A 23,721-nucleotide genomic window follows, 5' to 3' on the forward strand; every position below is an offset into this window, starting at 1 on the left:
CAATATCCTCATGGCTTGTAATCCGGCAGCTTGTTGCCGCCGATGACCGCTCCCGCGCCCTGCTGGTCGAGCTTGTCGGTCAGGCTGGACAGGGTGGTGGAGGTCCGGCGCAGGTCGCGGATCAACGCATTGGCTTCGGGAATGGTCGTTTCGCTGAAGGTCTGGAGCCCGGGCCGCGCGTCGGCGATCGCGCCTTCCAGCGTCGCCATCGACGCGCTCGCCGATTTCAGCGTGTCGCGCAAATTGGCCATCGCCGGGTCGACGTTGCGGTCGATCGTGCCCTGCGCCGATGCGGCAAGATTGCCGATCTGTTCGGCGGCGGTGCCCGTCTGCTGGATCGCGATGCGCGTGTCGGCGAGCGCCTTTTCGATCGCCGGGCCATTGCGTGCGAGGATGGCGGTCGATTGCTCGACATTTTTCAGGATGCCGGCAAAGCTGGCCTGATTTTCATCATCGGCCAACTCGGCGAGGCGCTCGGTCAGCGTCGAGAGGCGCTGGAGCAACTGAGGTGCGGTGTTGAGCAATTCGCCGAGCCCGCCGATACGATTGGGGATCACGGGCTTGCCTGCGGGGCCCTTGTCGGTGATCGGCGGCGCGCCCTTGACTCCGCCGTTGAGCGAAATCTGCGAGACCCCGGTGAAGCCGACGCCTTCCAGCGCGGCGGTGGTGCCCTGCACGATCGGGATGCCTTCGTTGACCTCGATGCGGACGCGGACAAACTGGGGATCATCGGGAAGCAGCGCGATTTCGCGGACCTGGCCGACCGGCACGCCCGAATATTGGACCTGCGCGCCCTTGGTCAGTCCGTCGACCGATTGTTTGAAGAAGATGTCATATTCGCGCTTGGGACCGCCGCTGTCGTTGGCGAGCCAGACGACGAAAAAGGCGAGCGCCGCTGTGAACAGCAGGACGAAGGCGCCAACCAGCACATTGTTCGACCGTGTTTCCATCAGCTTTTCCTATCCTGCCGCTCGGCGGCGATGTTGCAGCCTGCGGCTGCGCGCCCCCGCGGCCCGTTGAAATAATCCTGTATCCACGGATGCTCGGTGGCAAGCAGTTCCGGGATCGTCCCGACCGCGATCACCTTCTTCTCCGCCAGCACCGCAACCCGGTCGCAGGTGGCATAGAGCGTGTCGAGATCATGCGTGATCAGAAAGACGGTCAGGCCCATCGTATCGGCCAGTTCGCGGATCAACTCGTCGAACTTCGCGGCGCCGATGGGATCGAGCCCGGCGGTCGGTTCGTCGAGGAAGAGCAGCGCGGGATCGAGCGCCAGCGCGCGGGCTAGGCCGGCGCGCTTGACCATCCCGCCCGACAGCTCGGCGGGGAATTTGGGACCGGCATCGGGCGGCAACCCCACCATCGCGACCTTGTACGCCGCGATCTCGTCGAGCAGCTGCTGGTCGAGCCGCGGATAATATTCGCGCAGCGGAACCTGGATATTTTCGGCAACGCTCAGCGTCGAGAAGAGCGCGCCGCCCTGAAACATCACGCCCCAGCGGCGGCGCAGGTCACGCGATTCCTCTTCATTGACGATGGTGTCGAGCGTCTTGCCATAGACTTCGATCTCGCCCGCTGAGGGAATTTGCAGTCCGACGATCGAGCGCATCAGCACCGATTTGCCGGTGCCCGATCCGCCGACGACCCCCAATATTTCGCCCGCACGGACGTCGAGGTCGAGCCCGTCGTGGATCACCGCTTCGCCGAACTGGTTCCTGAGGCCGCGAATGCGGATCGCATAGTCGAACTGCTCCGGCCGCACCGCGTCGGCGGCTGCCAGCTCTTCCTGGATTTCGGCCTGTATGTCGTCGCTCATCAATTCCATCCGATCGACGAGAAGAAGACGGCGAACATCGCATCGAGGACGATGACGAGGAAGATCGCGGCGACGACCGCCGATGTCGTGCGCTTACCGACTTCCTCCGCATTCTGGCGCACCTGCATGCCTTCGTAACAGCCGGTGACCCCGATCAGCAGGCCGAACACCGGCGCCTTGATCAGCATGATGTAAAAATCGGTCATCGGGATGATTTCGCGCAGCCGCTGGATATAGGTCAGCGGCGGCATGTCGAGCCCGACCCAGACGAAAGCGCCGCCGCCCATGATCGCACAGATGCTGGCGTAAAAGCCGAGCAAGGGCATGGTGATCGTCGACGCCGCGACGCGCGGCAGCACAATGGCTTCCATCGGCGACACCCCGATCGTGCGCATCGCGTCGATTTCTTCGGTCAGCTTCATCGTGCCGATCTGTGCGGCAAAGGCCGATCCCGACCGCCCCGCGACCATGATCGCGGTCATCAGCAGGCCGAGTTCGCGGATCGAGGCGCGGCCGACGAGGTTGATCGTGAACACCTCCAGCCCGAATTGGCGCAGCTGCACCGCACCCTGCTGCGCGATGACGATGCCGATCAGAAAACTCATCAGGCCGATGATCGGCAGGGCGTCGAGGCCGACGGTCTGAAAGCGGGTGACGATGGCATTCCAGCGCAACCGGCGGCGGGCCCGGATCTGGACGGCGAGCGCGATGAGCATCGCGCCAAAAAAATCGATGATGCCCAGCAACTCGTGCCAGATCGACCGGCTGGCGGTGCCGATTTGATCGAGCGTGCGGAGCCATGCCGGGCGGCGGTCGCTGTGGACGCGATATTCGCTCTTGTCGCTGGCAAGGGCGTCGAGCAGGCGGCGCGCCTCTTCGCTCGCGCCGATGATTTTGGCGCCATGTTCGTTGACGGTACGCGTCACGATCCATGCGCCGACGGTGTCGATCCGGTCGATCGCCGACAGGTCGAGGCTGGAAATGGGGCCCAGCTCACCAAGCCGTGCCGGCACATCGCCGAGGCGCGCGAGCGTCAGCCGGCCGGAAAACCGGACCTCGGCGCCATCGGCGCCTTCACTATGTTCGAAATCCGCGCTGGCCACCATCGTGCGGAGGACATTGGATGATTTGCCCCGGAACGGCAAGCGAATCCCGCCCCTTGGCCACGGCGCGCGACCGCCCTATGAGCGGGGGATGGAAGCGCCGCCCACCCCCGACTACGCTCACCGTGTTGCCATGTACGACATGGACCGCACGATCACCCGCGCGGGAACCTACAGCGGCTTTCTGATGCATGTCGCGCGCCGCCGTCAGCAATGGCGCTTGCTGCTGCTGCCGCTCGTCGGGCTCGCCGGTGCGGCATATTCTTTGCGTCTGATCGACCGGTCGCGGTTGAAGGCGATCAACCTGCGCCTGCTCGTCGGCAAGCGCTTCGCCCGCGCCGAAATCCTGCCGCTCGCGGAAAGCTATGCCGACAAGGTGATTGCCGGCGGGCTGCACCCCGCCGCGCTCGAACAGATCGCGGCCGACCGGGCGGCAGGATATCGCCTGCTGCTCGCGACGGCATCCTTCCACCTGTATGTCGATGCGATCGCGCGGCGGCTGGGGATCGACGATGTCCTCGCGACGCGGCTCGACGAGCCTGACGGCGCCGACCATATTCACGCGCGGCTGGCGGGCGACAATTGCTATGGCGAGGCGAAGTTCGCCCGGATCGCCGACTGGCTCGCCGTCAATGCGATTACCCGCGATGGCGCGCATATCCGCGCCTATTCGGACCATGTGTCCGACCACCCGATGCTGCATTTCGCCGACGAGGCGGTCGCGACGACGCCGTCACGCAAACTCAGACGGCTGGCGCCGCAAATGGGGTGGCAGGTCGTCGACTGGCGCGCGAAAAAATAGCCCCCCTCCCGCGAGCGGGGAGGGGGAGCAGGCTCAAACCGCGGCGAGCGCCTGTTCGAAATCGGCGATCAGATCGTCGGCATTCTCGATCCCGATTGAAACGCGAACCAGATTGTCGGTGATCCCCAGTGCCTTTTTGCGTTCGTCGGGAACCGACAAATGCGTCATCGCCGCCGGATGGCTCGCGAGCGTTTCGGTGCCGCCAAGGCTGACCGCCAGCTTTGCGATCTTCAGCGCGTCGAGAAAGCGGAAGCTCTCTTCCTCGCCGCCCTTGATGAACAAGGAAAAGGTCGATCCGGCGCCGGTGCAATGGCGGTCGAAAATATCCTTCTGCGGCCCGTCTTTCAGAAAGCCGAGATAGCCGAGACCGTCGACCTTCGGATGATCGCGGAGGTAGGCGCAGACCTTCTCGGCATTTTCGCCGGCGCGGCTCATCCGCAGCTCGACGGTTTCCAGCGACCGCAGCAGCATCCACGCGGTGTGCGGGTCGCAGATCGTGCCGATCGTGTTTCGCATCATGCGAATGGGGCCAAGCCAGTGCTTCGATCCCAACACGCCGCCCGCGACCAGATCGCTGTGCCCGCCGGCATATTTGGTCAGGCTGTAAAGGACGATATCGGCGCCATGCGCGAGCGGCTTCGACCAGAGCGGGCCGAGGAAGGTATTGTCGATCGCGATCGGCGGCGCGGTGCCTTCGGCAAAGGCCGCGCTGACTGCGGCGCGCATCGCCTCGACATCGACCAGCGCATTGGTCGGGTTCGCCGGGCTTTCGAGATAGACCATCGCGACCTTGCCGCCCTGCGCCGCCGCCATCTCCTTCGCGCGGCCCAGGATCGCGTCCATGTCGGCGCGCGAAGCTTCGGCAGGGAAGTCGACATAAGAGGCGCCAAAGCGCGACAATATGCGTGCGATCAGCGTCTCGGTCGCGGCATAGAGCGGCCCCGAATGGACGATGACGTCGTTCATGCTGACATGCGCGAGCAAGAGCGTCGCGATCGCCGACATGCCGCTGGAAAAGACCAGCGCGTCTTCGGCCTTTTCCCACACACCGAGCCGCGCCTCCAATATTTCCTGGTTCGGACCGTTGAAGCGCGAATAGACAAGGCCGTCGGCGCCGCCGGGGCGCTTGCCGGTGATCCCCTCGAAATGGCGCTTGCCCGCTGCGGCGCTTTCAAAAGCGAAGGTCGAGGTCAGGAAAATCGGCGGCTTCAGCGACCCTTCGGACAGCATCGGATCATAGCCATAACCCATCATCAGCGTTGACGGCGACAGCGGATGGCCGCCGATTTCGGTCACATCCTTCTTGGGCTTGCGGCGCGGGGTGGTGCCGGTGAGGTCGCTGTTGTCGATGGGGGGCATGGGGAACTCCGATGATGGTTTCGATTGAAACTAGCGTCCTTTTGCCTGCCCGTCACCCCGGCATGACCGCTAATCCTCGACGATCAGGCTCCGTTCGCGGGTCTCGGGAAGCAACAGCGTTGCGACCCCGGCCATCGCGATCACGGCGGCGACATAGAAATAAAAGATCCATTCGACGCCCGCGCCTTTCAGGCCCAGCGCGACCATTTCGAGCGTTCCGGCGAAGATCGCATTGCCGATGGCATAGGGCAGGGCGACGCCCAGTCCCCGGATATGCGCGGGAAACAGTTCGGCCTTCACCAGCGCATTGTTCGCGCTGTAGCCGCTTTGCAGGGTGAGCGGGATCATGATGAGCAGCGCCGCGACATAGGGCGAGGTGACATGTTCCAGCGTCATGAAGGTCGGAACCGCGACGATCGCCCCGCCGATCCCGAACAGCAGAAGCATCGGCTTGCGCCCGAATTTGTCGGCGAGCGCCCCGAACACAGGCTGCATCGCGGTAAACCACAGCAACGCGGCAGCGATGATATAGGTCGCGGTCGCCTTGTCGAAGCCGACGGTGTTGTAGAGATATTTCTGCATATAGCTGGTGTAGGTATAGGCCGCGAGCCCGCCGCCTGCCGACAGCATGCCGACGAGGATGCTTTCGCGGCGATGCTCGCGCCACAGCAGCGCTGCGGTCGATGCCGGGCGGTCGACCGCCTGATTTTCGAACGATGGTGTTTCGGCGAGATTGCGGCGGAGCAGAAAAACGCCAAGCGCGAGCAGCGCGCCGATGACGAAGGGAATGCGCCAGCCCCATGCGGTCAGCTCGGCTTCGGTAAGGAAGGCCTGCAGCACCACGGCGACGAAGATCGCGCACAACTGCCCGCCGCACAGCGTCATATATTGGAAACTCGCCCAGAATCCGCGATGTTCGCGCGGCGCCATTTCCGACAAATAGGTCGCGCTCGCGCCATATTCGCCGCCCAGCGACAGGCCTTGCATCATCCGGGCGATCAGCAATGTCGCGGGGCCAAGCAGCCCCGCCGTCGCATAGGTCGGCGCGACGGCGATCAGGATCGATCCGCCGAACATCAGCGCGACCGACAGCGTCAGCCCTGCCTTGCGCCCGCGCGTATCGGCAAAGCGCCCCATCACCCACGCGCCGATCGGGCGCATGACAAAACCGACGGCAAAGATTGCGGCGGTGCTCAGCAATTGGGCGGTCGGATCGGCCTTGGGGAAGAAGACCGGGGCGAAATAAATGGCGAAGGCCGCATAGGCGAACCAGTCATACCATTCGACCAGATTGCCGGCCGATCCGCCGATAATCGAAACCATCCGCTTGCGCGGTATCGCCAAGGCCTTCATCCGCTCGCTCTCCCCCAAACCCGCTTTTCTTGCGTCACCGATGAATGATGCGTCTATCTCAGTCCGATCACCGACAGCTGACGGCCATAGCTGTTCTCGTTTTTATGACACGCCCGGCGATAGCTGAAATAATCTTGCGGCAAGGCATAGGTATCCTGCCCGCCGATGGCAATTCGCTTCACGTCTGCCGCGGCGACGCGCGCGGCGACATAGGCGGCGATATCGAACATCGCATGACCCGGCCGCCCGGCGGCGAAGAAGCGCTCGTTGGCAGGATCGTCGGCGGTAAAGCGTTCGACGAAACCATTATCGACCTCATAAGATGCGCGGGCGATGCACGGACCGATCGCGACCGCGATGCTGGCGCGGCTCGCGCCCAGACTTTCCATTGCAGCGATCGTCGCGTCGGTGACGCCTGCCAGTGCGCCTTTCCAGCCCGCATGTGCCGCCCCGACGACGCCCGCTTCGGCATCGGCGAACAGCACGGGGACACAGTCAGCGGTCAATATGCCGAGCAAAATGCCGGGGGTCCGCGTCGCGAGTGCATCAGCCTCGGGCCGTGCGGCCAGATCGCTGTCCTCATCGACGATGATGCAGCGGTTGCCATGGACCTGATAGAGGCCGGTCAGCGCCGCGCCGGGCAGCGCCGCTTCGGTGACACGCCGCCGGTTCTCGGCGATCAGCGCCGGATCGTCGTTCGACCCCAGCCCGCAGTTAAGCGAAGCAAGCTCGTCCGTCGACACGCCGCCTTGGCGTCCGAAAAATCCGTGCGCCATGCCATCGAGCGACGGCGCGGTGACGAAGGGCGCGGTCACAGGTCCAGCCTCCAGATCCGGTCTTCGTCGACATGATTGCCGACGCGAAACGGATTGCGGCCGACATCGGCAAAACCATAGCGGCGGTAAAAGGCCTGCGCGCGCGGGTTCTCGGTGAAGACCGAGAGGTAGAGGATCGACGCGCGCTCGCGCGCCCAGGCGATCCCCCATTCCATCAGGGCCGCAGCGATGCCGGTACCCTTCGCGGCCTCACCGACATAAAGCTGGTGAAGCTCGGTCGCATCGTCGCCCGGTTGGCCCGGCGGCAGGTCGAAATCGATCGGCCCCATTTTGACGAAGCCCGCAATCGCGCCATCCTCGCCGCGCGCCAGTGCGATCGCCCAGGCGGGATCGGACAGCTGGGCGCGGATGCGTTCGGGCGGGTTCCAGCCGGTCAGGAACGCCGCAAGGTCGGCGGGGTCATAAATATGGCCGAAGGTGTGCTCGAAGGAATCGGCCGCGAAGCGGCTCAACTCTTCGGCATCTTCGTTGCGGGCCAAAATCAGATTCGTCATGCTGCCTTTCCAGTCGCGCCAAATCCTTCGGGGTGAGGCCAGCCCGGCGCGTGGACGGCCATGACCTTGAACAATTCGCCCATCGCATCGGGCTTGACCAGCCGGTCGCGTTGCGCCGCCAGTTCGTCGGCGCGATCGGGCGCGGCGCGCGCCAGCGCCTGTGCCCGCGCGTCGATTCCCAGACCTTGCAGCCACGCCCCCTGGTTGACGGGGCCGGCGACGCGCGTCCCGGTACGCCGCGCGGCGTCGGCGAGCGCGGTGAAATCGACATGGGCTGTCAGGTCGACCTCGCCCGGATCGGCGAAGGGATCGGCGAAGCGATGCGCCTTGACCGCTTGCAGCGTATCGCCTGCGGCGGGGCCATGATAACCATAGTCGATCGCCAGCATCGCACCGCCCTGGCGCGCGACGCGAAAAGCGCAATCCTGCATGATTGTGGCGGCGATCGGCGCGGTTTCGACGATCGCGCCTTCGCTTCGCTGGCGCAGTGCGGCGGGGACGGCATCGTCGGCCGGTATGTCGCCGGGAAGGGGCACCAGCTTGTCGTCCCTCTGTCTCACCACGCGTTCGCGCCAGCCGCCCGCGGTCTTCACATATTGATGGATCGGCAGGGCGTCGAAAAATTCATTGGCGACGATGATGATGGCGTCGGTGCCGGGCAGGTCGGACACACTATCATGATGTTCGGCCGAGGGCAGGCGCGCCAGTTGCGCGGCGCGCAGGGTCGGGCTGGTTTCGACCAGGTGCACGCTCAGCGGCGTGCAACCGAAACGCGCCATCGCGCGCAGCGCATCGGCGGCGAGCGTGCCGCGTCCGGGGCCCAGCTCGACATAGCGAAAGACCGGGCTGCCCGCGCGCAGCCACAGGTCGGCAATCCATATGCCGACCATTTCGCCGAACATCTGGCTGATCTCGGGCGCGGTGGTGAAATCGCCAGCGGCACCCAGCGGGTCGCGCGTCGCATAATAATGGGCGTTGGCCGCCGCCATATAGTCGGCAACGGTCATGGCGCGTGCGGCGGCAATATCCCTGATGATCTCCTCGGGGCTTGGTTGGCCGTCAGGCAATGCTGTCGGTTCCCGCGATCGGTTCGACGCGCTGGCGGCGGCCTTTGGCGGTCGCGACCAGCCACACGCCGATGATGATCATCGGCAAGGTCAGCGTCTGTCCCATCGTCAGCCCCCACGACAGCGTGCCGAGCTGGACGTCCGGTTCGCGCACGAACTCGACCGCAAAGCGGCTGAGGCCATAGATGATCGCCGCCATCCCGAACAGGAATCCGGGCCGGTAACGCGCGTCGGTGCGCCAGAAGAAAAAGGCGAGGATCGCCATCATCAACAGGCCTTCGAGCCCCGCCTCGTACAGCTGGCTCGGGTGACGCGGGTCCATCGTCCCGCTGCCCGGAAAGATGATCGCCCAGGGAACGGTCGTCGCGCGGCCCCACAGCTCGCCGTTCACGAAATTGGCGAGGCGGCCGAGGAACAGGCCGAAGGGGACGACGCAGGCGACATAGTCGCAGAAACGCAGGAAGCTGAGCTTGTCCTTCCTCGTCATATACCAGATCGCGACCAGCACGCCGATCGTCCCGCCGTGCAGCGACATGCCGCCATCCCACAGCCGGAAAATGCCCATCGGGTCTTCCAGATAGGCGCCCAGATTATAGAAAAGCACATAGCCAAGGCGCCCGCCGATGATGATGCCCAGCATGGCGTAAAAGATCAGGTCGTCGGCGTGACGGCGCGCCATCGGGGCGCCCGGCTGGGCGATCAATTTCAGCAGATACCAGTAACCGAGGAAGATGCCGGCAAGATAGGCGAGCGCGTACCAGCGGATCGGCAAACCGAAGACGCTGAACGCAATTTCGCTGTTTTCTCCCATCAGATCATGGAAGTTCACATATTGCGTTGCTTCGGTTAGAGTTGCAAAAAGAAACATATTGTCTCGGACCTTCCCCAGGAGAGGCCTTCCCCATAAGGGGTAAGTGCATCGAGACCAAGAGGAGAGATACCCCATGCCATCCGCGCTCGATCTGCGCCTGGAAGCTGCCTTTAATCTGATCAGCGGCCCGGGCGGGCCCATCCAGATCGGGTCCGTCGAACGCTTTGGCCGCCAGATGCCGTTCATCACCAACGCCCCGACCAATCTGGCCGATTATATCGCCTTTTTCGCGATGCAGCACGGTGATGCGACCTTCCTTGTCGAGGGCGACGAGCGGCTGAGCTTCAAGCAGGCCTATATGGCGGCGCGTCAGGTCGCCGCGGGCCTGATCGACGGTCATGGCGTCCAGCGCGGCGACCGCGTCGCGATCGCGATGCGCAACGCCAACGCCTGGTGCATAACCTATATGGGTGTGCTGATCGCCGGCGGCTGTGCGACCCTGCTCAACGGCTGGTGGCAGGGCGCCGAACTCGCGGCGGGGATCGAGGACAGCGAAGCAAAGCTCGTCATCGCCGATCCGCAGCGCGCGGCGCGCCTCGCGGAAGCCGAGCATGGCGCCAAGGTCGTGACGCTCGATATCAGCAAACCGATTGCCGAAGCGATCGCCCCGATCACCAGCGCGGGCGGCGGTGCGGACACGGTGTTGCCGACGCTGACCGGACAGGATCTTGCGACCATCCTCTTCACCTCGGGCTCGACCGGCCAGTCGAAGGGCGCCTATTCGCGGCACGAAGCGGTGGTGCAGGCGATCTTCAACTATGTTGCCCAGACGGCGGGCATCGTCGTGCTGCTGACGCAGGACGGCCAGATGTCGGACATTCAGCCCGCGACTTTGGTGTGCACGCCCTTGTTCCACGTCACCGCCGAAATTCCGGTGTTCATGCAGAGCCTCGCTCTGGGCCGCAAACTGGTCTTGATGCCGAAATGGAATGCTGAGGATGCGATGCGGCTGATCCAGGACGAGCAATGCAATTATTTCGTCGGCGTGCCGCTGATGAGCTATGAGATTCTCGTCCACCCGAACCGCTCGAAATATGATTTGTCGACGTGCAAAAGCTATGCGGCCGGCGGCGCGCCGCGCCCGCCCGAGCATGTGAAGCGCCTCGCCGAGGGGATGGATGGCGGCAAGCCGCTGCTGGGTTACGGTCTCACCGAAACTAACGCCGTCGGCTGCGGCAACCTCAACGAAAATTACATGGCCAAGCCGCTGTCGACGGGGCCGGCGTCGAAGCCGCTCGTCGATCTCGCGATCCTCGACGACAATGGCAATGATCTGGCGCAAGGTCAGGTTGGCGAGGTGTGCATCCGCTCGGTCGCCAATTTCGAGGGCTATTGGAACAACGAAGCTGCGACAAAGGCGGCCTTTTTCGACAATGGCTATTTCCGCACGGGCGACCTGGGCTATCTCGATGAAGACGGCTATCTCTTCATCGTCGACCGCAAGAAGGATATCATCATCCGCGGCGGTGAGAATATCAGCTGTCAGGAAGTCGAAGCCGCGATCTACGAGCATCCCGAAGCGAATGAATGCGCGGTGTTCGGCCTGCCCGACGAGCGCCTCGGCGAAATCGTCGGCGCGGTGATCTGGATGAAGCCGGGCAGCACCGTCGACGCCGACGCGATGTGTGCCTTCCTCGGTCAGCGACTGGCACCCTATAAGGTACCGGCGCAGATCTGGATGTCGAACGAAGCGCTGCCCAAACTCGGCAGCGAAAAGATCGACAAGGTGTCGCTGCGCAACCAGTATCGGGAAACCTATGCGGCGTTGACCGTCGCATAAACGGCGCGGGAAGGAGCGAGAAGGGGTTATGGCCGCGCCGGAAATCCCCGTCGCTCCTTCCGATGCCGCGCCGCCGGCGCGCGTTTATCGCCACCGCTTGCCGACCCGCATCTGGCACTGGGTCAATGCCGTCACCCTGCTGATCCTGCTGATGAGCGGGCTCATGATCTTCAACGCCCATCCGCGCCTCTATTGGGGCGAATATGGCGCAAATCCTGACCCGGCGTGGCTGGCGATCGGATCGACGCCGAAAACCGGCTATTTGCGCGTCGGCGACTGGCGGATCGAGACGACCGGGGTGCTCGGCCGCTGGACCGACGCGGCGGGGGAGGAACAGACCTGGGCCTTTCCCGGCTGGGCGACGATTCCGACCAGCTATAATCTTGCCGACGGGCGGCGCTGGCATCTCTTCTTCGCGTGGGTGCTCGCGATCGGGCTGACACTTTACATGTTGTGGAGCCTCTTCGGCGGTCATTTGCGCAAGAATTTGCACGTCCGCCGCGCCGAATGGTCGCCGCGCCATATCTGGCGCGACATCAGGGACCATGCCCGATTGCGTTTCCCGGCCGGCGAAGCCGCGGCCCGCTATAATATCCTCCAGAAACTCAGCTATATATCGGCCATCTTTGTCATGCTGCCGCTGATGATCGCGACCGGACTCACCATGTCGCCGGGGTTCAATGCCGCCGCCCCATGGCTTGTCGACCTGTTCGGCGGACGTCAGTCGGCGCGCTCGATCCATTTTCTTGTCGCCTTTGGCCTCGTCGCCTTCTTCCTCGTCCATATCGTCATGGTGCTGCTCGCGGGGCCGGTGAACGAGGTTCGTTCGATGGTCACCGGCTGGTTTCGTCTGCGGCCCGATCGGGGCGAGGGCGCATGAAAGGGATCATCCTTCCGCGCCGCCAGTTGATCGCGCGGGCGGGTGGCCTTGCAGCGGCTGCGGGGGCGCTGCCGCTCCTCGCGGGCTGCGATGCGATCAACGATGCCCCTGCAGTGCGCAAGATCCTCTCGATGGGGGAGGTGATGCACCAGCACAGCCAGCGCGCGCTGACCGACCGCAACGCGCTCGCGCGCGAATTCACCCGCGCCGACCTGTCGCCCGTCTTTCGCCCCAACGGGACGCGGTTTCCCGAGGGGGCTGCCTATGCCGCGCACGCGGCGCGCGGCTTTGCCGACTGGCGCGTCACGGTGTCGGGTCTGGTGAACAAGCCGCTGTCGCTGTCGCTCGCCGACCTTCGCGCCATGCCGCAGAGAACCCAGATCACCCGCCACGACTGTGTCGAGGGGTGGAGCGCGATCGGCGAATGGACCGGGGTGCAACTGAGCCGCCTGCTCGCCGCCGCGGGGCTCAGGGATCGCGCGCGCTATATCGTCTTTCGCTGCGCCGACCGCATCGGCGACGCCAATTATTATGAAAGCTGCGACCTCGTCGATGCGCTGCACCCCCAGACGATTCTCGCCTGGGCGCTCAACCGGCAGGTCCTGCCGATCGCCAACGGCGCCCCGCTGCGCCTGCGCATCGAGCGGCAACTCGGCTATAAGCACGCCAAATATCTGACCGGGATCGAGGCGGTGGCCAGCCTCGACAGTATCGGTTCAGGCAAGGGCGGATATTGGGAAGATCGTGTTGATTATGAATGGTATGCGGGCATCTGAACGCAACCTTCTAACCCCCGGAAAGTTGTGAGTTCGCTTCTATGTCGATTCTACGCCCGTTTCTCTCGCGCATCGTCCGGCAGGGCCGGCTGACCGTCGTCGCCCCCGACGGCACGACGGAAATTTTCGGAAATCCCGCGCCCGGCTTTCCCAACATCTCCATTCGTTTCACCCGCGCCGCCGCGATGCGCCGCATCATCCTCGACCCGCGGCTCGGCGCGGCGGACGCTTTCATGGATGGCGATCTCGAAATCGTCGAGGGCGACATCATGGACTTCATCGCTCTGATCCGCATGAACGCGCCGTGGGATCGGGGCGGAAAACTCCAGGACAAGACACGCGTCGGCGAATGGCTCGACGGGATCAAGACGCGGCTCAATTCGATCAACCGCCGCCGCCAGTCGCGCGCCAATGTCGCGCATCATTATGACATCGGCAACGATCTCTACCGGCTCTTCCTCGACGACGACATGCAATATAGCTGCGCATATTGGCCGCGCGAAGACATGTCGCTCGACGAAGCGCAGACCGCGAAAAAGGCGCATATCGCCGCCAAGCTCGCTTTGAAGCCGGGGCAGCGCATTCTCGACATCGGCTGCGGCTGGGGCGGCATGGCGATCACGCTGGCGAAGCTCGAACAGGTCGAGGTGCTGGGCATCACCCTGTCCGAAGAGCAACTCGCGCTCGCGCGGCACCGCGCCGAAGAGGCCGGGGTCGCCGATCGTGTGCGCTTCGAACTCATCGACTATCGCGACCTTGCGGAACGCGAGCCCGGCCGGTTCGACCGCATCGTTTCGGTCGGCATGTTCGAACATGTCGGTGCCGCCAATTTCGAGACTTTCTTCCGCGCCGCCGCCAATCTGATGAACGCCGACGGCGTGATGCTGCTCCACACCATCGGCCGCTTCGGCGGACCCGGCGCAACCGACGCTTTCACCCGCAAATATATCTTCCCGGGCGGCTATATCCCGGCGCTCAGCGAAACGCTGGCGGCGAGCGAGAAAAGCCGGCTGATCGCCACCGACGTCGAAACGCTGCGCCTCCATTATGCGCTGACCTTGCGCCAATGGTATGTGCGGACGGTGGCGCACGAGGCTCAGATCGTCGCGATGATGGGCGCGCGTTTCTATCGCATGTGGACCTTCTACCTCGCCGGCGCGACCGCGGCGTTCGAAAGCGGCGGCATGGGCAATTACCAGATCCAGTTCGCACGCAGCCGCCACGCGCTGCCCCTGACGCGCGACTATATGGCCGAGGCCGAAAAAACCTGTCTCCAGCCTCGCGACGTGCAAGGTGGAAGGACATCCGCTTAGGGATGGAAAGTGCACGTGTCGTCGATCGAGCGGTTGGGCTACAATAAAGCTATGAGTGATCGTAAATGTCATTACTACGAATGCCAAGTAAAGCTAGTGAAGCAGAAGCGGGCACCGGATAAGGGCAAGTGATGAGTAAGGCCGTTGTTACGCCACGATGGGCTTGGGCGGCATTTTTGATAGCGATGGCCGTTATCGCGTATTTGTCCACGCCTGGTTGGATAGTCCGTTTCATCGTCTTTCTGTGGCTGACGATTCCTGTAATTTGGTGGGCCCGGAGACAGGCAAGAAAGCTGGCGGCGGAGAAGGCGAAGCTATGAGGCCTCGTAGCGGGCGGAATTATCGCAAAAGCATATGGCCGCAATCGATCGCATTCAGACCGTCCTGTATTCCCGTTCGTGTCGAGCGAATTTCAACTTTGTCACCCCGGACTTGATCCGGGGTCCATGACTTCAACGCCGCGGTGGATCCCGAATCAAGTCCGGGATGACGATGAAGGGAGATATCCTCCCTGTCGCGTAGCGATGGGGAGGGGGACCGCCGCCGCAGGCGGTGGTGGAGGGGCCGCAACGGCAGCGCCAAAGCCCCTCCGTCTGCGCTTCGCGCTGCCACCTCCCCATGGCTTCGGCACAGGGAGGGGCATAGCATTCCCATCCGGTCGACCCAGCCTTTCGTCATCCCGGGCTTGACCCGGAATCCAGCTTTTTCAGACATCGACCAGCGCCCGGCTTCAAGCGGGACCCCGGATCAAGTCCGGGTGACGATGATGGAGGCGGGCGCAATGGGGTGGAGAGCTGACCTTGCTCGCGCCGATCAACTATGCAACGCTGCAGTCATGGAAAAACTCAGCGATTGGCCCGATCATTACCAATCTCTGCGCTCGCGTGTGCGCTGGTTTTGGCTGATTGGTGCTGGCCAAATCGTCGCTACGCTTGTGCTCGTTCTATTAATTGCGCCGATCTCTGATCGGCTGGCTGCGGTTGTCTTTGTCGCGTCGGTGCTAATCTATTGGATCGCCTTTCCTTTCGTCACGTTTCGATTGTTTGCGTTCCGATGCCCCAAATGCGTTCAGAGAACCGTCCCGTTCTGGAGAGTGCCGCCCCCATTTCTAATCAACTGTGGTGGGTGCAAAATCCCTCTAAAATAGGAAGTGAATAGCGCCGATAATCGGTCGTTGCCCGACATCCCCCTAAACCGGGTAGCGCTCGTTCATCACATCCCAGCTCAGCGCAACAAGCCTTTCCAGCACCCCAAGATCCACATCGGCGAGCTTGCTGATGTAAAGGCACGACTTGCCGGTCTTGTGCTTGCCCAGATGAGCCAGCAGCGCGTCGGCCTCGGCCTGCCGGTCGCCATAATGGCCCATCAGATAGAGCGTCATCGCTGCCTTACGCGGCGAGAAGCCAGCGCGGCACATCGTGCCCGAACGGCCGCTGTCATATACATAGTCATAACTGCCATAACCGATGATCGATGGCCCCCACATTCTGGGTTCGAGGCCGGTGATGCGGCGGTGCATCGCGTCGATCGTCCCGGCTTCCTCGCGGCGGCGCGCTTCGGTTATGGCCGCGATGAAATCGGCGGCAATGGCTTCGGTGGCTTTGGTCTTGATTTCACTTTTGGCCATGACCCTTCTCCCGATGCGGCCTCTGCGGTCCGAAATGCCTTTCCTACAATGTCACGCCATGTTTTATACTGACAGATGACCGTCGCATCATCTTTGTTTCCCGTCACACCGCCTATGGGCTTGCATGGCGTGGAAGGGCAAATGAGGGGGGACGTGGTGTGTACTTCCTATACTTTGGAATAAAATTTCGCGGCCTCACCGGCCGAACCGGCGCTCCGAATCGCGTCAGCATGTTGCGCCCCGGGCGGCGTCCTGCTAGCCGCGCCCGCGTCTTTCCTCGCCAAAAGGTGCCATCATGTCCGAGTCTTTCAAACGCGTCGTCCTTGCCTATTCCGGAGGGCTCGACACCAGCGTTATCGTGAAATGGCTGCAGGTCACCTATGGCTGCGAAGTCGTGACCTTCACCGCCGACCTCGGGCAGGGCGAGGAGCTGGAGCCCGCGCGCGCCAAGGCCGAGCTGATGGGGATCAAGCCCGAGCATATCTATATCGACGATCTGCGCGAGGAATTCGTCCGCGATTTCATCTTCCCGATGATGCGCGCCAATGCTCGTTATGAGGGCGATTATCTGCTCGGCACCAGCATCGCGCGCCCGCTCATCTCGAAGCGGCTGGTCGAGATTGCCGCCGAAACCGGCGCCGATGCAGTCGCGCATGGCGCGACGGGCAAGGGCAATGATCAGGTGCGCTTCGAACTCAGCGCCTATGCGCTGAACCCCGATATCAAGGTGATCGCACCGTGGCGCGAATGGGATCTCGCCAGCCGCACCGCGCTGATCGAATTTGCCGAAAAGCATCAGATTCCGGTCCCCAAGGACAAGCGCGGCGAAAGCCCGTTCTCGACCGACGCGAACCTTCTCCACACCTCGTCCGAAGGCAAGGTGCTCGAGGATCCGTGGGAAGAAACCCCCGATTATGTCTATTCGCGCACGGTGAATCCCGAGGATGCACCCGACACCCCCGAATATATCACGATCGATTTTGCGAAGGGCGACGGCATCGCGCTGAATGGAGAAGCGATGTCGCCCGCGACGCTGCTTGCTGCGCTCAATGACCTTGGCCGCAAGCATGGCATCGGCCGTCTCGATCTGGTCGAAAACCGCTATGTCGGCATGAAGTCGCGCGGCATGTATGAAACGCCCGGCGGCGAAATCTATGCGCGCGCTCATCGCGGCATCGAAAGCATCACCCTCGACCGCGGTGCCGCGCACCTCAAGGACGAGCTGATGCCGAAATATGCCGAGCTCATCTATAATGGTTTCTGGTTCAGCCCCGAGCGCGAGATGCTGCAGGCGGCGATCGATCACAGCCAGGAAAAGGTCGACGGCACCGTCCGGCTCAAACTCTACAAGGGCAATGCCTCGGTCGTCGGGCGCAAGTCGCCGAACAGCCTCTACAGCGAACGCCATGTGACCTTCGAGGATGACGCAGGCGCCTATGACCAGAAGGATGCGGCGGGCTTCATCAAGCTCAACGCGCTCCGCCTGAAGCTGCTCGCAAAGCGCGACCGCTGATCGCGGGGACTCGCGGCGGCATGGCCGCGGCGAAAGATATCGGAATCGGCCGGCCGGGACAGATCGCTGTTCCGGCCGGTTTCGATTGAAATACGGATTAGCAAGGCGGGGCAACCTGCGCTAAGGCTCATGACGTGACCGCGACCCGCTTTTTCTCCGACAATGCCGCTACCGTACACCCCGGCGTGATGGATGCGCTGGTCGCCGCCAACCGGGTCGATACGGCCTATGATGGCGACGCGATCAGCCAGTCGCTCGATGCGGCCTTTTCCGATCTGTTCGAAACCAGTTGCGAAGTCGTCTGGATCGCGACCGGCACTGCGGCGAACAGCATCATCCTCGCCCATTTCGTGCGGCCTTGGCAGGGCATCCTCTGTTACGAGGAAGCGCATATCGAGGTGGACGAATGCGGCGCGCCCTCCTTTTATTCGGGCGGTGCCAAGCTGATGACGCTGCCCGGCAGCGGTGCGAAAATCGATGCCGGGGCTCTGCGCGCCCGCATCGCCGGAATCCGCCGGGACGTCCATCAGGTTCAGCCTGCGGCGATCAGCATCACCAACGCCACCGAATATGGTCTTGCATGGCGCCCGCAAGAAGTCGGTGCGATCAGCGAGATCGCCCGGTCGAGCGGAATGAAGCTGCACATGGACGGCGCGCGCTTTGCCAATGCCGTCGCCCATCTGGGCTGTGCGCCCGCCGACGTCACCTGGCGTGCGGGGGTCGATGCACTGTCATTCGGCTTTACCAAAAATGGCGCGATGATGGCCGAGGCGATCGTCTTTTTCGGCGGCAGCGGCGGCGCCGGCGTGCGCGAACTCAAGAAACGCGGCGGCCATTTGCTCAGCAAGGGGCGGTTCGTCGCGGCGCAGATCCGCGCGATGCTGGCGGACGATTTATGGCTGACCAATGCGCGCGCCGCCAATGCGGGCGCGGCGGCACTCGCTGCCGCCTGCCATTCGCGGCTGATGTATCCGGTCGAGGCGAATGAGCTTTTCATTCGCCTGACGCCGGAGGAAGCGGCAAAGCTGCGCGCAGCCGGGTTCGATTTTTACGACTGGGGCGATGGCGCAGCGCGACTGGTCGTCAGCTGGGATCAGGATGCCGCGGCGGTCGCACCGTTGGCGGCGGCGATTTCGGCACTGTGAGCGCGCAACCGCTGACGCTGCTCAACCCGCGCGTTCTCATTCCCTTTGCCTTGGTAACGCTGATCTGGGGTTCGACCTGGATCGTCATCACAGGGCAGTTGGGCATCGTGCCGCCAAGCTGGTCGGTGACCTATCGCTTTGCGGTTGCCGCGATCGCGATGTTTGCCTTTGCGGCGATCCGGCGCGAGCGTCTGGGGCTAAGTCCCCGCGCGCTGGCCTTTGCCGCGGTGCTGGGGATCGCTCAATTCGCGTTCAACTTCAACTTCGTCTACCGCGCCGAACAGCATATCACGTCGGGACTGGTCGCGGTGCTCTTCGCGCTGCTCATCGTTCCCAACACGCTGATGGGCCGCATCTTTCTCAAAACGCCGCTCGAACGGCGCTTTCTTGTCGGGGCGGGAATCGCGATCGTCGGCGTCGGGCTGATGATCCTTCACGAATATCGCGCTGCGGCGCTTGGCGCTGCGGCGGTGCTGACGGGAACGGCCTTCACGCTCGCGGGCGTCACCAGCGCTTCGATCGCAAATGTCATGCAGGGCAGCAAGATTGCGCGCGCGCAGTCGATGACGGTGATGCTCGCCTGGGCCATGCTCTTCGGGGCGTTGATCGACGGGGCTTTCGCCTGGATTACCACCGGCCCCCCGGTGATCGAGCCGACCGCCGCTTATCTCGGCGGGGTTCTTTATCTGGGCGTCATCGCCAGCGCGGTGACCTTTCCTCTCTATTTCAATATCATCCGCGCGGTCGGGCCGGGACAGGCGGCGTGGTCGAGCGTGCTGATCCCGATCATCGCGATGGGCTTTTCGACGGTTTTCGAGGATTATCACTGGGCGCCGCTGTCGATCGCTGGCGGCGTAGTCGCACTGATCGGACTGGTGATTGCGGTCGCGAAACGGCCCGAACGGCCCTCGGTCAGCGGCAATATGGTATCGGTTCCGGTCACCGACCGTCCATCCGACGACGCTTGATAAGCGAACGCTCGGCGTAGCTTTTCCAGAGGAGGTCGAGCTTGTCGGCGGAGACGGGGGTTCCTTCCGGGTCAGTCACCCGGACGGATGTCAGGCCTTGGTCGATCATCTTATTCGCTGTTCGGGCCGCCGCTTCCAGCGATGGTGTGACGGTCGGCCCGACCTCCTCGCCGCCAGCGAGGCCCCAGACGTAATATTTACGGTATGCGGCCACTAACCCGCGCTGTTCCGCTCGATGTCGGCCCCAACCGCCTGTAACTTTTCTTCGAGACGCTCATAGCCACGATCCAGGTGATAAACACGATTTACCTCGGTTTGACCCTCCGCGGCGAGGCCGGCGATGATCAGGCTCATCGAAGCGCGCAGGTCCGTTGCCATCACCGGCGCACCGACGAGGCTGTCGACTCCGCGTACCACTGCACTGCGGCCGCGCACGTCGATGTCGCAGCCCATGCGCGCAAGCTCCGGCACGTGCATATAGCGGTTTTCAAAGATGGTTTCGGTGAACAGGCTGGCGCCCTTGCCGAGCGTCGCCATCGCCATGAACTGGGCCTGCATGTCGGTCGCGAAGCCCGGATAGGGCGCTGTCGACAGGGTGACAGGCTCGGCGCGGGAGGACATGGCTATGCGGATTCCGGCCTTCGTTTCCTCGACCGTCGCGCCGGCTTCGCGGAGCGCGGCGAGGGTGGCTTCCATTTCGCTCGCCTTGGCGCCGACGAGTTCGACATCGCCCTGGGTGATGACGGCGGCGCAGGCATAGCTGCCCGCCTCGATGCGGTCGGCCATGACGCGATAGGTCGCGCCGTGGAGGCGGTCGACGCCCTCGATCGTCAGCGTTTCGGTGCCGATCCCGTCGATCTGTGCGCCCATCGCGACGAGGCAGTTGCAGAGGTCAACAATCTCCGGCTCGCGCGCCGCATTTTCGAGGACGCTGCTGCCCTTTGCAAGCACGGCGGCCATCACCGCATTTTCGGTCGCGCCGACCGAGACGACGGGGAAGGTGAACTTGCCGCCCGCAAGGCGTCCGCCGGGAGCGGTTGCTTTCACATAGCCCGAAGCGAGCTCGATTTCGGCGCCCAAGGCTTCGAGCGCTTTCAGATGAAGGTCGATCGGGCGGTTGCCGATCGCGCAGCCGCCGGGAAGCGAGACGGTCGCTTCGCCCGCGCGCGCGAGCAGGGGGCCAAGGACGAGGATCGACGCGCGCATCTTGCGGACGATATCATAGGGCGCGACGGTCGAGGTCAGGGTGGTGGTGCGCGCCGTCATCACGCGGCCGAAATCCTCGGGCCGCGACCCTTCGATCGTCGTCGAACAACCGAGCTGGTTGAGCAGATGCCCAAAGCCGTCGACGTCGGCGAGACGCGGCAGGTTGCGCAGCGTCAGCGGCTCATCGGTGAGCAGCGCGCACGGCAGCAGGGTGAGCGCGGCGTTCTTGGCGCCGGAGATGGGGATACGGCCCTTGAGTCGCTGGCCGCCGCGAATGACGATTTGATCCATCGGCTGTCTTTAGCGCACGCCAGCCGACACGCAAGCGGGTCGCGTTGCCATGCCTGTTGCCACCACCGCATTTAGTCTGGAAAGATGGGGCGAATGAAGAGGTTGAGCCGGGCGAACGGATTCGGGGATGATGATAAAGGGTGACAAGCCGATCGCGGCGCTCTGGTCGCGTGCCTATCTGTTGCTGACGATGACGGCGCTGTTCTGGGCGGGCAATTCGATCGTCGGGCGCGCCGCGCGCGATCTGGTGCCGCCCGCCGCGCTGTCCTTCTGGCGCTGGGTGATCGCGCTGGCCTTGCTCCTTCCGCTCGCTTGGCCGCATCTGAAGCGCGACTGGCGCGCGCTGCGCGCGAACTGGCCGATCATGCTATTGCTGGGAACGCTGGGGATCGGCGCATTCAACACGATGCTCTATACCGGGCTCCAGACGACGACGGCGCTCAATTCGATGATGCTGCAGTCGGCGCAGCCGGCGCTGATCCTGATGGTCGGCGCACTGGTGATGAGCGATCGGACGAGTGCGCGGCAGATCGCGGGGGTGCTGGTCTCGCTCGTCGGGGTGCTGACCATCATCTCGCGCGGCGATGTCGGTGCGCTTGTGGGGCTGGAACTCAATGCTGGCGACGCGATTATCGGGGTCGCGGTGGTCTTGTGGGCGATTTATTCGGTGTTCCTGCGCCGGCGTCCGCAGGTGCATCCGCTGAGCTTTCTCGCTGCGTCGATCATGGTCGGGATCATGGTGATTTCGCCCGTCTATGCCGCCGAGCTATGGCGCGGCCGTGCGATCGTTCCGGGGTGGGAAAGCGCGCTGGCGATCGCTTATGTGTCGATCTTTCCATCCTTCCTCGCCTATCTTTTCTTCAACCGCGGGGTCGAGTTGATCGGATCGGCAGCGACCGGCCAATATCTCAATATCATGCCCTTGATGGGGGCCGGACTCGCGATGCTTTTTCTCGGCGAACGACTGCACCTGTTCCACGTTGCCGGGCTGGCGCTGGTCGTTGCGGGTATCCTTGTCGCCGGGCGAAATGTGCAGGCGCCGACCGCGACGGGCGAAGCGCGACAGACCTGACGGGGATGGTTAAATCGCCGCGAATGGGCGGCGACTTTCCGCATGGCGTCGCGCGCCATATTGTGGGACTATTCCCGCCGATCTCCGATTGAAGCAAGGGCGTGCGTAGCGGACATCATATTTGCAACAGGGGAAGGACAAGCCATGCGGAATCCTGTCGTCACGATCATCACCACAGCATCGTTGATTGCCTCTCAGCTGGCCGTTCCGGTCGCTGCGCAGACGCGGCCCACGCCCCCTTCGGGTGGACCGGAGATACTACCGGCGCCCGGCCAGCCTGAAACGCAGCCGACCTGGCCTACCCGGCCAACGCCCCCCGGCACGGGCGGTCCGGCCATTCAGCCGCCGCGGCCTGTGGAGCCAACCCGCCCGACTCGGCCGACCTGGCCGGTCCGGCCGACCCCGCCGGGAACGGGTGGACCCGCCATTCAGCCGCCGCGGCCGGGGAATGAGTTTGCGGGAACGATCCGCTGCGAATCGCGGAACAACAAGATCCAGCGCTGTAATGTCCGCACCGAGAATCGCGTCGAGTTGCAGCGCGTCATCGGCGGACGATGCTCGAAGGGCCGCGACTGGGGCTTTACCGCGAACCAGATCTGGGTATCGGGCGGGTGCCGCGCGCAATTCGCCTATGGCTATGGATATGACAATGGCGGCGGTTATCCGACCCCGCTGCCGCAGCCGGTCGGCGATTATGCGGGGACCATTCGCTGCGAATCGCGCAACAATCGCTATGAGCAATGCAATGTCCGCACCGAAAACCGTGTCGAACTGGTGCGCCGGTTGGGCGGGACGTGCAACAACGGGCGGCAATGGGGCTACACGTCCAGCTATGTCTGGGTGAACAGCGGATGCCGCGCCGAATTCGGCTATGGCTATGGCAACAGCCGGCCCGATAAAGACAAGGACAAGGGGCCGAGTACCGGCCTGATCATCGGCGGCATCGTCGTTGCGGGCGGGCTGTTGGCGTTGCTCGCGAGCAAGAAGAAAAAGCCGGAAACGGCGAACGAACCTGCCACCGATGTCGAAGAAACGGTGACGACGCCGACCTATCCGGCCGGTCCGCCGGCGACGCTTTCGGCCAATCTGAGCAGCCTGCCGAGTGCGGCGCGGACGTCGGTGCAAAATTGCCTGAACGATGCGGCGCGCCAGATCGGGGTAACCGGCGGGACGCGGCTGTCCTATGATCGCCTCGTCAATCTGGAACAGGGCAATGGCGGCTGGCGTATCCGCGCCGCGATGACCGCGACCTATCCCGATGGAAATCGCACGCTGGAAATGTACTGCCGCGCGACCCCGAGCCAGATCATCCAGCTGGACTTCAGCTAGGGTCAGGACCCATTGATTCCGCGATCGAGGTTTGAGGCGATTTTGCTCAGGGCTAGGAGGCAAGGCGAAGGAATATGTCGATATTTCAAGACTTGCCGACAACGCCATGGGCAAAATCGA

At 63.5% G+C, this 23,721-nt stretch carries 21 protein-coding genes; 10 read left to right on the top strand and 11 right to left on the bottom strand.

Features of this window, described 5'->3' with window-relative positions; translation table 11 throughout:
• Nucleotides 1–8: 8 nt before the first annotated feature.
• Genes ACSYDV_RS21520 through ACSYDV_RS21530 form a run of 3 tightly spaced genes read right to left on the bottom strand, consistent with a single transcriptional unit; the run spans nt 9 to nt 2,922 of the window.
• A complete protein-coding gene (locus ACSYDV_RS21520) occupies nt 9–950 on the bottom strand; it encodes an MlaD family protein (RefSeq protein ID WP_438326125.1) in 942 nt (313 codons plus the stop codon).
• Nucleotides 950–1,816, bottom strand: coding sequence for an ABC transporter ATP-binding protein (locus tag ACSYDV_RS21525; RefSeq protein WP_438326126.1), 867 nt, complete (start codon nt 1,814–1,816; stop codon nt 950–952). The genes ACSYDV_RS21520 and ACSYDV_RS21525 overlap by 1 nt, the downstream gene beginning before the upstream one ends.
• Nucleotides 1,816–2,922, bottom strand: coding sequence for an ABC transporter permease (locus ACSYDV_RS21530; RefSeq protein ID WP_438326206.1), 1,107 nt, complete (start codon nt 2,920–2,922; stop codon nt 1,816–1,818). Before ACSYDV_RS21530 ends, ACSYDV_RS21525 begins: the two co-directional genes overlap by 1 nt.
• 88 nt (nt 2,923–3,010) lie before the next feature.
• On the opposite strand from ACSYDV_RS21530, the gene ACSYDV_RS21535 reads away from it, so the two are divergent.
• A complete protein-coding gene (locus ACSYDV_RS21535; RefSeq protein ID WP_438326127.1) occupies nt 3,011–3,721 on the top strand; it encodes an HAD family hydrolase in 711 nt (236 codons plus the stop codon).
• Between the two features lie 33 nt (nt 3,722–3,754).
• Here the strand turns inward: ACSYDV_RS21535 and ACSYDV_RS21540 are convergent, their stop codons facing one another.
• The 6 genes from ACSYDV_RS21540 to lgt all read right to left on the bottom strand — a co-directional run bounded on the left by ACSYDV_RS21540 (nt 3,755) and on the right by lgt (nt 9,698).
• Nucleotides 3,755–5,080, bottom strand: coding sequence for a cystathionine gamma-synthase family protein (locus ACSYDV_RS21540; RefSeq protein ID WP_438326128.1), 1,326 nt, complete (start codon nt 5,078–5,080; stop codon nt 3,755–3,757).
• Nucleotides 5,081–5,149: 69 nt separating this feature from the next.
• Nucleotides 5,150–6,433 carry an MFS transporter gene (locus ACSYDV_RS21545; protein ID WP_438326129.1) on the bottom strand — a complete coding sequence of 428 codons (1,284 nt, stop codon included), beginning with the start codon at nt 6,431–6,433 and terminating at the stop codon, nt 5,150–5,152.
• A gap of 53 nt (nt 6,434–6,486) precedes the next feature.
• Entirely contained in the window at nt 6,487–7,248 is a 762-nt protein-coding gene (pgeF, locus tag ACSYDV_RS21550) for a peptidoglycan editing factor PgeF (RefSeq protein ID WP_438326130.1), read from the bottom strand.
• The gene (locus ACSYDV_RS21555) at nt 7,245–7,763 is read right to left on the bottom strand and encodes a GNAT family N-acetyltransferase (RefSeq protein WP_438326131.1); all 519 of its coding nucleotides are present in this window, start codon (nt 7,761–7,763) and stop codon (nt 7,245–7,247) included. The genes pgeF and ACSYDV_RS21555 overlap by 4 nt, the downstream gene beginning before the upstream one ends.
• A complete protein-coding gene (locus tag ACSYDV_RS21560) occupies nt 7,760–8,770 on the bottom strand; it encodes a class I SAM-dependent methyltransferase (protein ID WP_438326207.1) in 1,011 nt (336 codons plus the stop codon). Before ACSYDV_RS21560 ends, ACSYDV_RS21555 begins: the two co-directional genes overlap by 4 nt.
• A 52-nt stretch (nt 8,771–8,822) precedes the next feature.
• The gene (gene lgt / locus ACSYDV_RS21565) at nt 8,823–9,698 is read right to left on the bottom strand and encodes a prolipoprotein diacylglyceryl transferase (protein ID WP_438326132.1); all 876 of its coding nucleotides are present in this window, start codon (nt 9,696–9,698) and stop codon (nt 8,823–8,825) included.
• Nucleotides 9,699–9,774: 76 nt separating this feature from the next.
• On the opposite strand from lgt, the gene ACSYDV_RS21570 reads away from it, so the two are divergent.
• The 4 genes from ACSYDV_RS21570 to ACSYDV_RS21585 are packed head-to-tail and all read left to right on the top strand — an operon-like array spanning nt 9,775 to nt 14,450.
• A complete protein-coding gene (locus ACSYDV_RS21570; RefSeq protein ID WP_438326133.1) occupies nt 9,775–11,481 on the top strand; it encodes a class I adenylate-forming enzyme family protein in 1,707 nt (568 codons plus the stop codon).
• A gap of 28 nt (nt 11,482–11,509) precedes the next feature.
• Nucleotides 11,510–12,361 (top strand): cytochrome b/b6 domain-containing protein, encoded by an 852-nt coding sequence (locus ACSYDV_RS21575; protein ID WP_438326134.1) that lies wholly within the window; start codon nt 11,510–11,512, stop codon nt 12,359–12,361.
• On the top strand, nt 12,358–13,137 hold the full coding sequence (locus tag ACSYDV_RS21580) for a molybdopterin-dependent oxidoreductase (RefSeq protein ID WP_438326135.1): 780 nt from the start codon (nt 12,358–12,360) through the stop codon (nt 13,135–13,137). The genes ACSYDV_RS21575 and ACSYDV_RS21580 overlap by 4 nt, the downstream gene beginning before the upstream one ends.
• 41 nt (nt 13,138–13,178) lie before the next feature.
• Nucleotides 13,179–14,450: a class I SAM-dependent methyltransferase gene (locus ACSYDV_RS21585; protein ID WP_438326136.1), complete on the top strand. Its 1,272-nt coding sequence runs from the start codon at nt 13,179–13,181 to the stop codon at nt 14,448–14,450.
• 1,189 nt (nt 14,451–15,639) lie between these two features.
• Here ACSYDV_RS21585 and ACSYDV_RS21590 read toward each other — a convergent pair.
• Nucleotides 15,640–16,077, bottom strand: coding sequence for a DUF1801 domain-containing protein (locus ACSYDV_RS21590; RefSeq protein ID WP_438326137.1), 438 nt, complete (start codon nt 16,075–16,077; stop codon nt 15,640–15,642).
• A 295-nt stretch (nt 16,078–16,372) separates the two neighbouring features.
• Between ACSYDV_RS21590 and ACSYDV_RS21595 the strand changes: the two genes are divergently transcribed.
• The 3 genes from ACSYDV_RS21595 (at nt 16,373) to ACSYDV_RS21605 (ending at nt 19,703) form a co-directional block, all read left to right on the top strand.
• Nucleotides 16,373–17,590, top strand: coding sequence for an argininosuccinate synthase (locus ACSYDV_RS21595; protein ID WP_088474447.1), 1,218 nt, complete (start codon nt 16,373–16,375; stop codon nt 17,588–17,590).
• 134 nt (nt 17,591–17,724) lie between these two features.
• Complete coding sequence (locus tag ACSYDV_RS21600; protein WP_438326138.1) at nt 17,725–18,735, top strand: threonine aldolase family protein; 1,011 nt, start codon at nt 17,725–17,727, stop codon at nt 18,733–18,735.
• Nucleotides 18,732–19,703, top strand: a complete 972-nt coding sequence (locus ACSYDV_RS21605) for a DMT family transporter (RefSeq protein WP_438326139.1) — start codon at nt 18,732–18,734, stop codon at nt 19,701–19,703. The genes ACSYDV_RS21600 and ACSYDV_RS21605 overlap by 4 nt, the downstream gene beginning before the upstream one ends.
• A gap of 213 nt (nt 19,704–19,916) precedes the next feature.
• Here ACSYDV_RS21605 and murA read toward each other — a convergent pair whose 3' ends face one another.
• Nucleotides 19,917–21,200, bottom strand: a complete 1,284-nt coding sequence (gene murA, locus ACSYDV_RS21610; RefSeq protein ID WP_438326140.1) for a UDP-N-acetylglucosamine 1-carboxyvinyltransferase — start codon at nt 21,198–21,200, stop codon at nt 19,917–19,919.
• 127 nt (nt 21,201–21,327) lie between these two features.
• Between murA and ACSYDV_RS21615 the strand changes: the two genes are divergently transcribed.
• Together ACSYDV_RS21615 and ACSYDV_RS21620 are read left to right on the top strand one after the other, a co-directional pair.
• The gene (locus ACSYDV_RS21615) at nt 21,328–22,272 is read left to right on the top strand and encodes a DMT family transporter (protein WP_438326141.1); all 945 of its coding nucleotides are present in this window, start codon (nt 21,328–21,330) and stop codon (nt 22,270–22,272) included.
• Between the two features lie 144 nt (nt 22,273–22,416).
• A complete protein-coding gene (locus ACSYDV_RS21620) occupies nt 22,417–23,601 on the top strand; it encodes a DUF3011 domain-containing protein (RefSeq protein WP_438326142.1) in 1,185 nt (394 codons plus the stop codon).
• The last annotated feature ends 120 nt before the right edge of the window (nt 23,602–23,721 follow it).

This window comes from Sphingopyxis selenitireducens, assembly GCF_051550705.1.
Lineage (GTDB): Bacteria > Pseudomonadota > Alphaproteobacteria > Sphingomonadales > Sphingomonadaceae > Sphingopyxis.

Bases quoted from the DNA above. Each gene is read 5' to 3' on its own strand.
- ACSYDV_RS21520 (WP_438326125.1), bottom strand. From the start codon at position 950: ATGGAAACACGGTCGAACAATGTGCTGGTTGGCGCCTTCGTCCTGCTG.
- ACSYDV_RS21525 (WP_438326126.1), bottom strand. From the start codon at position 1,816: ATGAGCGACGACATACAGGCCGAAATCCAGGAAGAGCTGGCAGCCGCC.
- ACSYDV_RS21530 (WP_438326206.1), bottom strand. From the start codon at position 2,922: ATGGTGGCCAGCGCGGATTTCGAACATAGTGAAGGCGCCGATGGCGCC.
- ACSYDV_RS21535 (WP_438326127.1), top strand. From the start codon at position 3,011: ATGGAAGCGCCGCCCACCCCCGACTACGCTCACCGTGTTGCCATGTAC.
- ACSYDV_RS21540 (WP_438326128.1), bottom strand. From the start codon at position 5,080: ATGCCCCCCATCGACAACAGCGACCTCACCGGCACCACCCCGCGCCGC.
- ACSYDV_RS21545 (WP_438326129.1), bottom strand. From the start codon at position 6,433: ATGAAGGCCTTGGCGATACCGCGCAAGCGGATGGTTTCGATTATCGGC.
- ACSYDV_RS21555 (WP_438326131.1), bottom strand. From the start codon at position 7,763: ATGACGAATCTGATTTTGGCCCGCAACGAAGATGCCGAAGAGTTGAGC.
- ACSYDV_RS21560 (WP_438326207.1), bottom strand. From the start codon at position 8,770: ATGACCGTTGCCGACTATATGGCGGCGGCCAACGCCCATTATTATGCG.
- lgt (WP_438326132.1), bottom strand. From the start codon at position 9,698: ATGTTTCTTTTTGCAACTCTAACCGAAGCAACGCAATATGTGAACTTC.
- ACSYDV_RS21570 (WP_438326133.1), top strand. From the start codon at position 9,775: ATGCCATCCGCGCTCGATCTGCGCCTGGAAGCTGCCTTTAATCTGATC.
- ACSYDV_RS21575 (WP_438326134.1), top strand. From the start codon at position 11,510: ATGGCCGCGCCGGAAATCCCCGTCGCTCCTTCCGATGCCGCGCCGCCG.
- ACSYDV_RS21580 (WP_438326135.1), top strand. From the start codon at position 12,358: ATGAAAGGGATCATCCTTCCGCGCCGCCAGTTGATCGCGCGGGCGGGT.
- ACSYDV_RS21585 (WP_438326136.1), top strand. From the start codon at position 13,179: ATGTCGATTCTACGCCCGTTTCTCTCGCGCATCGTCCGGCAGGGCCGG.
- ACSYDV_RS21590 (WP_438326137.1), bottom strand. From the start codon at position 16,077: ATGGCCAAAAGTGAAATCAAGACCAAAGCCACCGAAGCCATTGCCGCC.
- ACSYDV_RS21595 (WP_088474447.1), top strand. From the start codon at position 16,373: ATGTCCGAGTCTTTCAAACGCGTCGTCCTTGCCTATTCCGGAGGGCTC.
- murA (WP_438326140.1), bottom strand. From the start codon at position 21,200: ATGGATCAAATCGTCATTCGCGGCGGCCAGCGACTCAAGGGCCGTATC.
- ACSYDV_RS21615 (WP_438326141.1), top strand. From the start codon at position 21,328: ATGATGATAAAGGGTGACAAGCCGATCGCGGCGCTCTGGTCGCGTGCC.
- ACSYDV_RS21620 (WP_438326142.1), top strand. From the start codon at position 22,417: ATGCGGAATCCTGTCGTCACGATCATCACCACAGCATCGTTGATTGCC.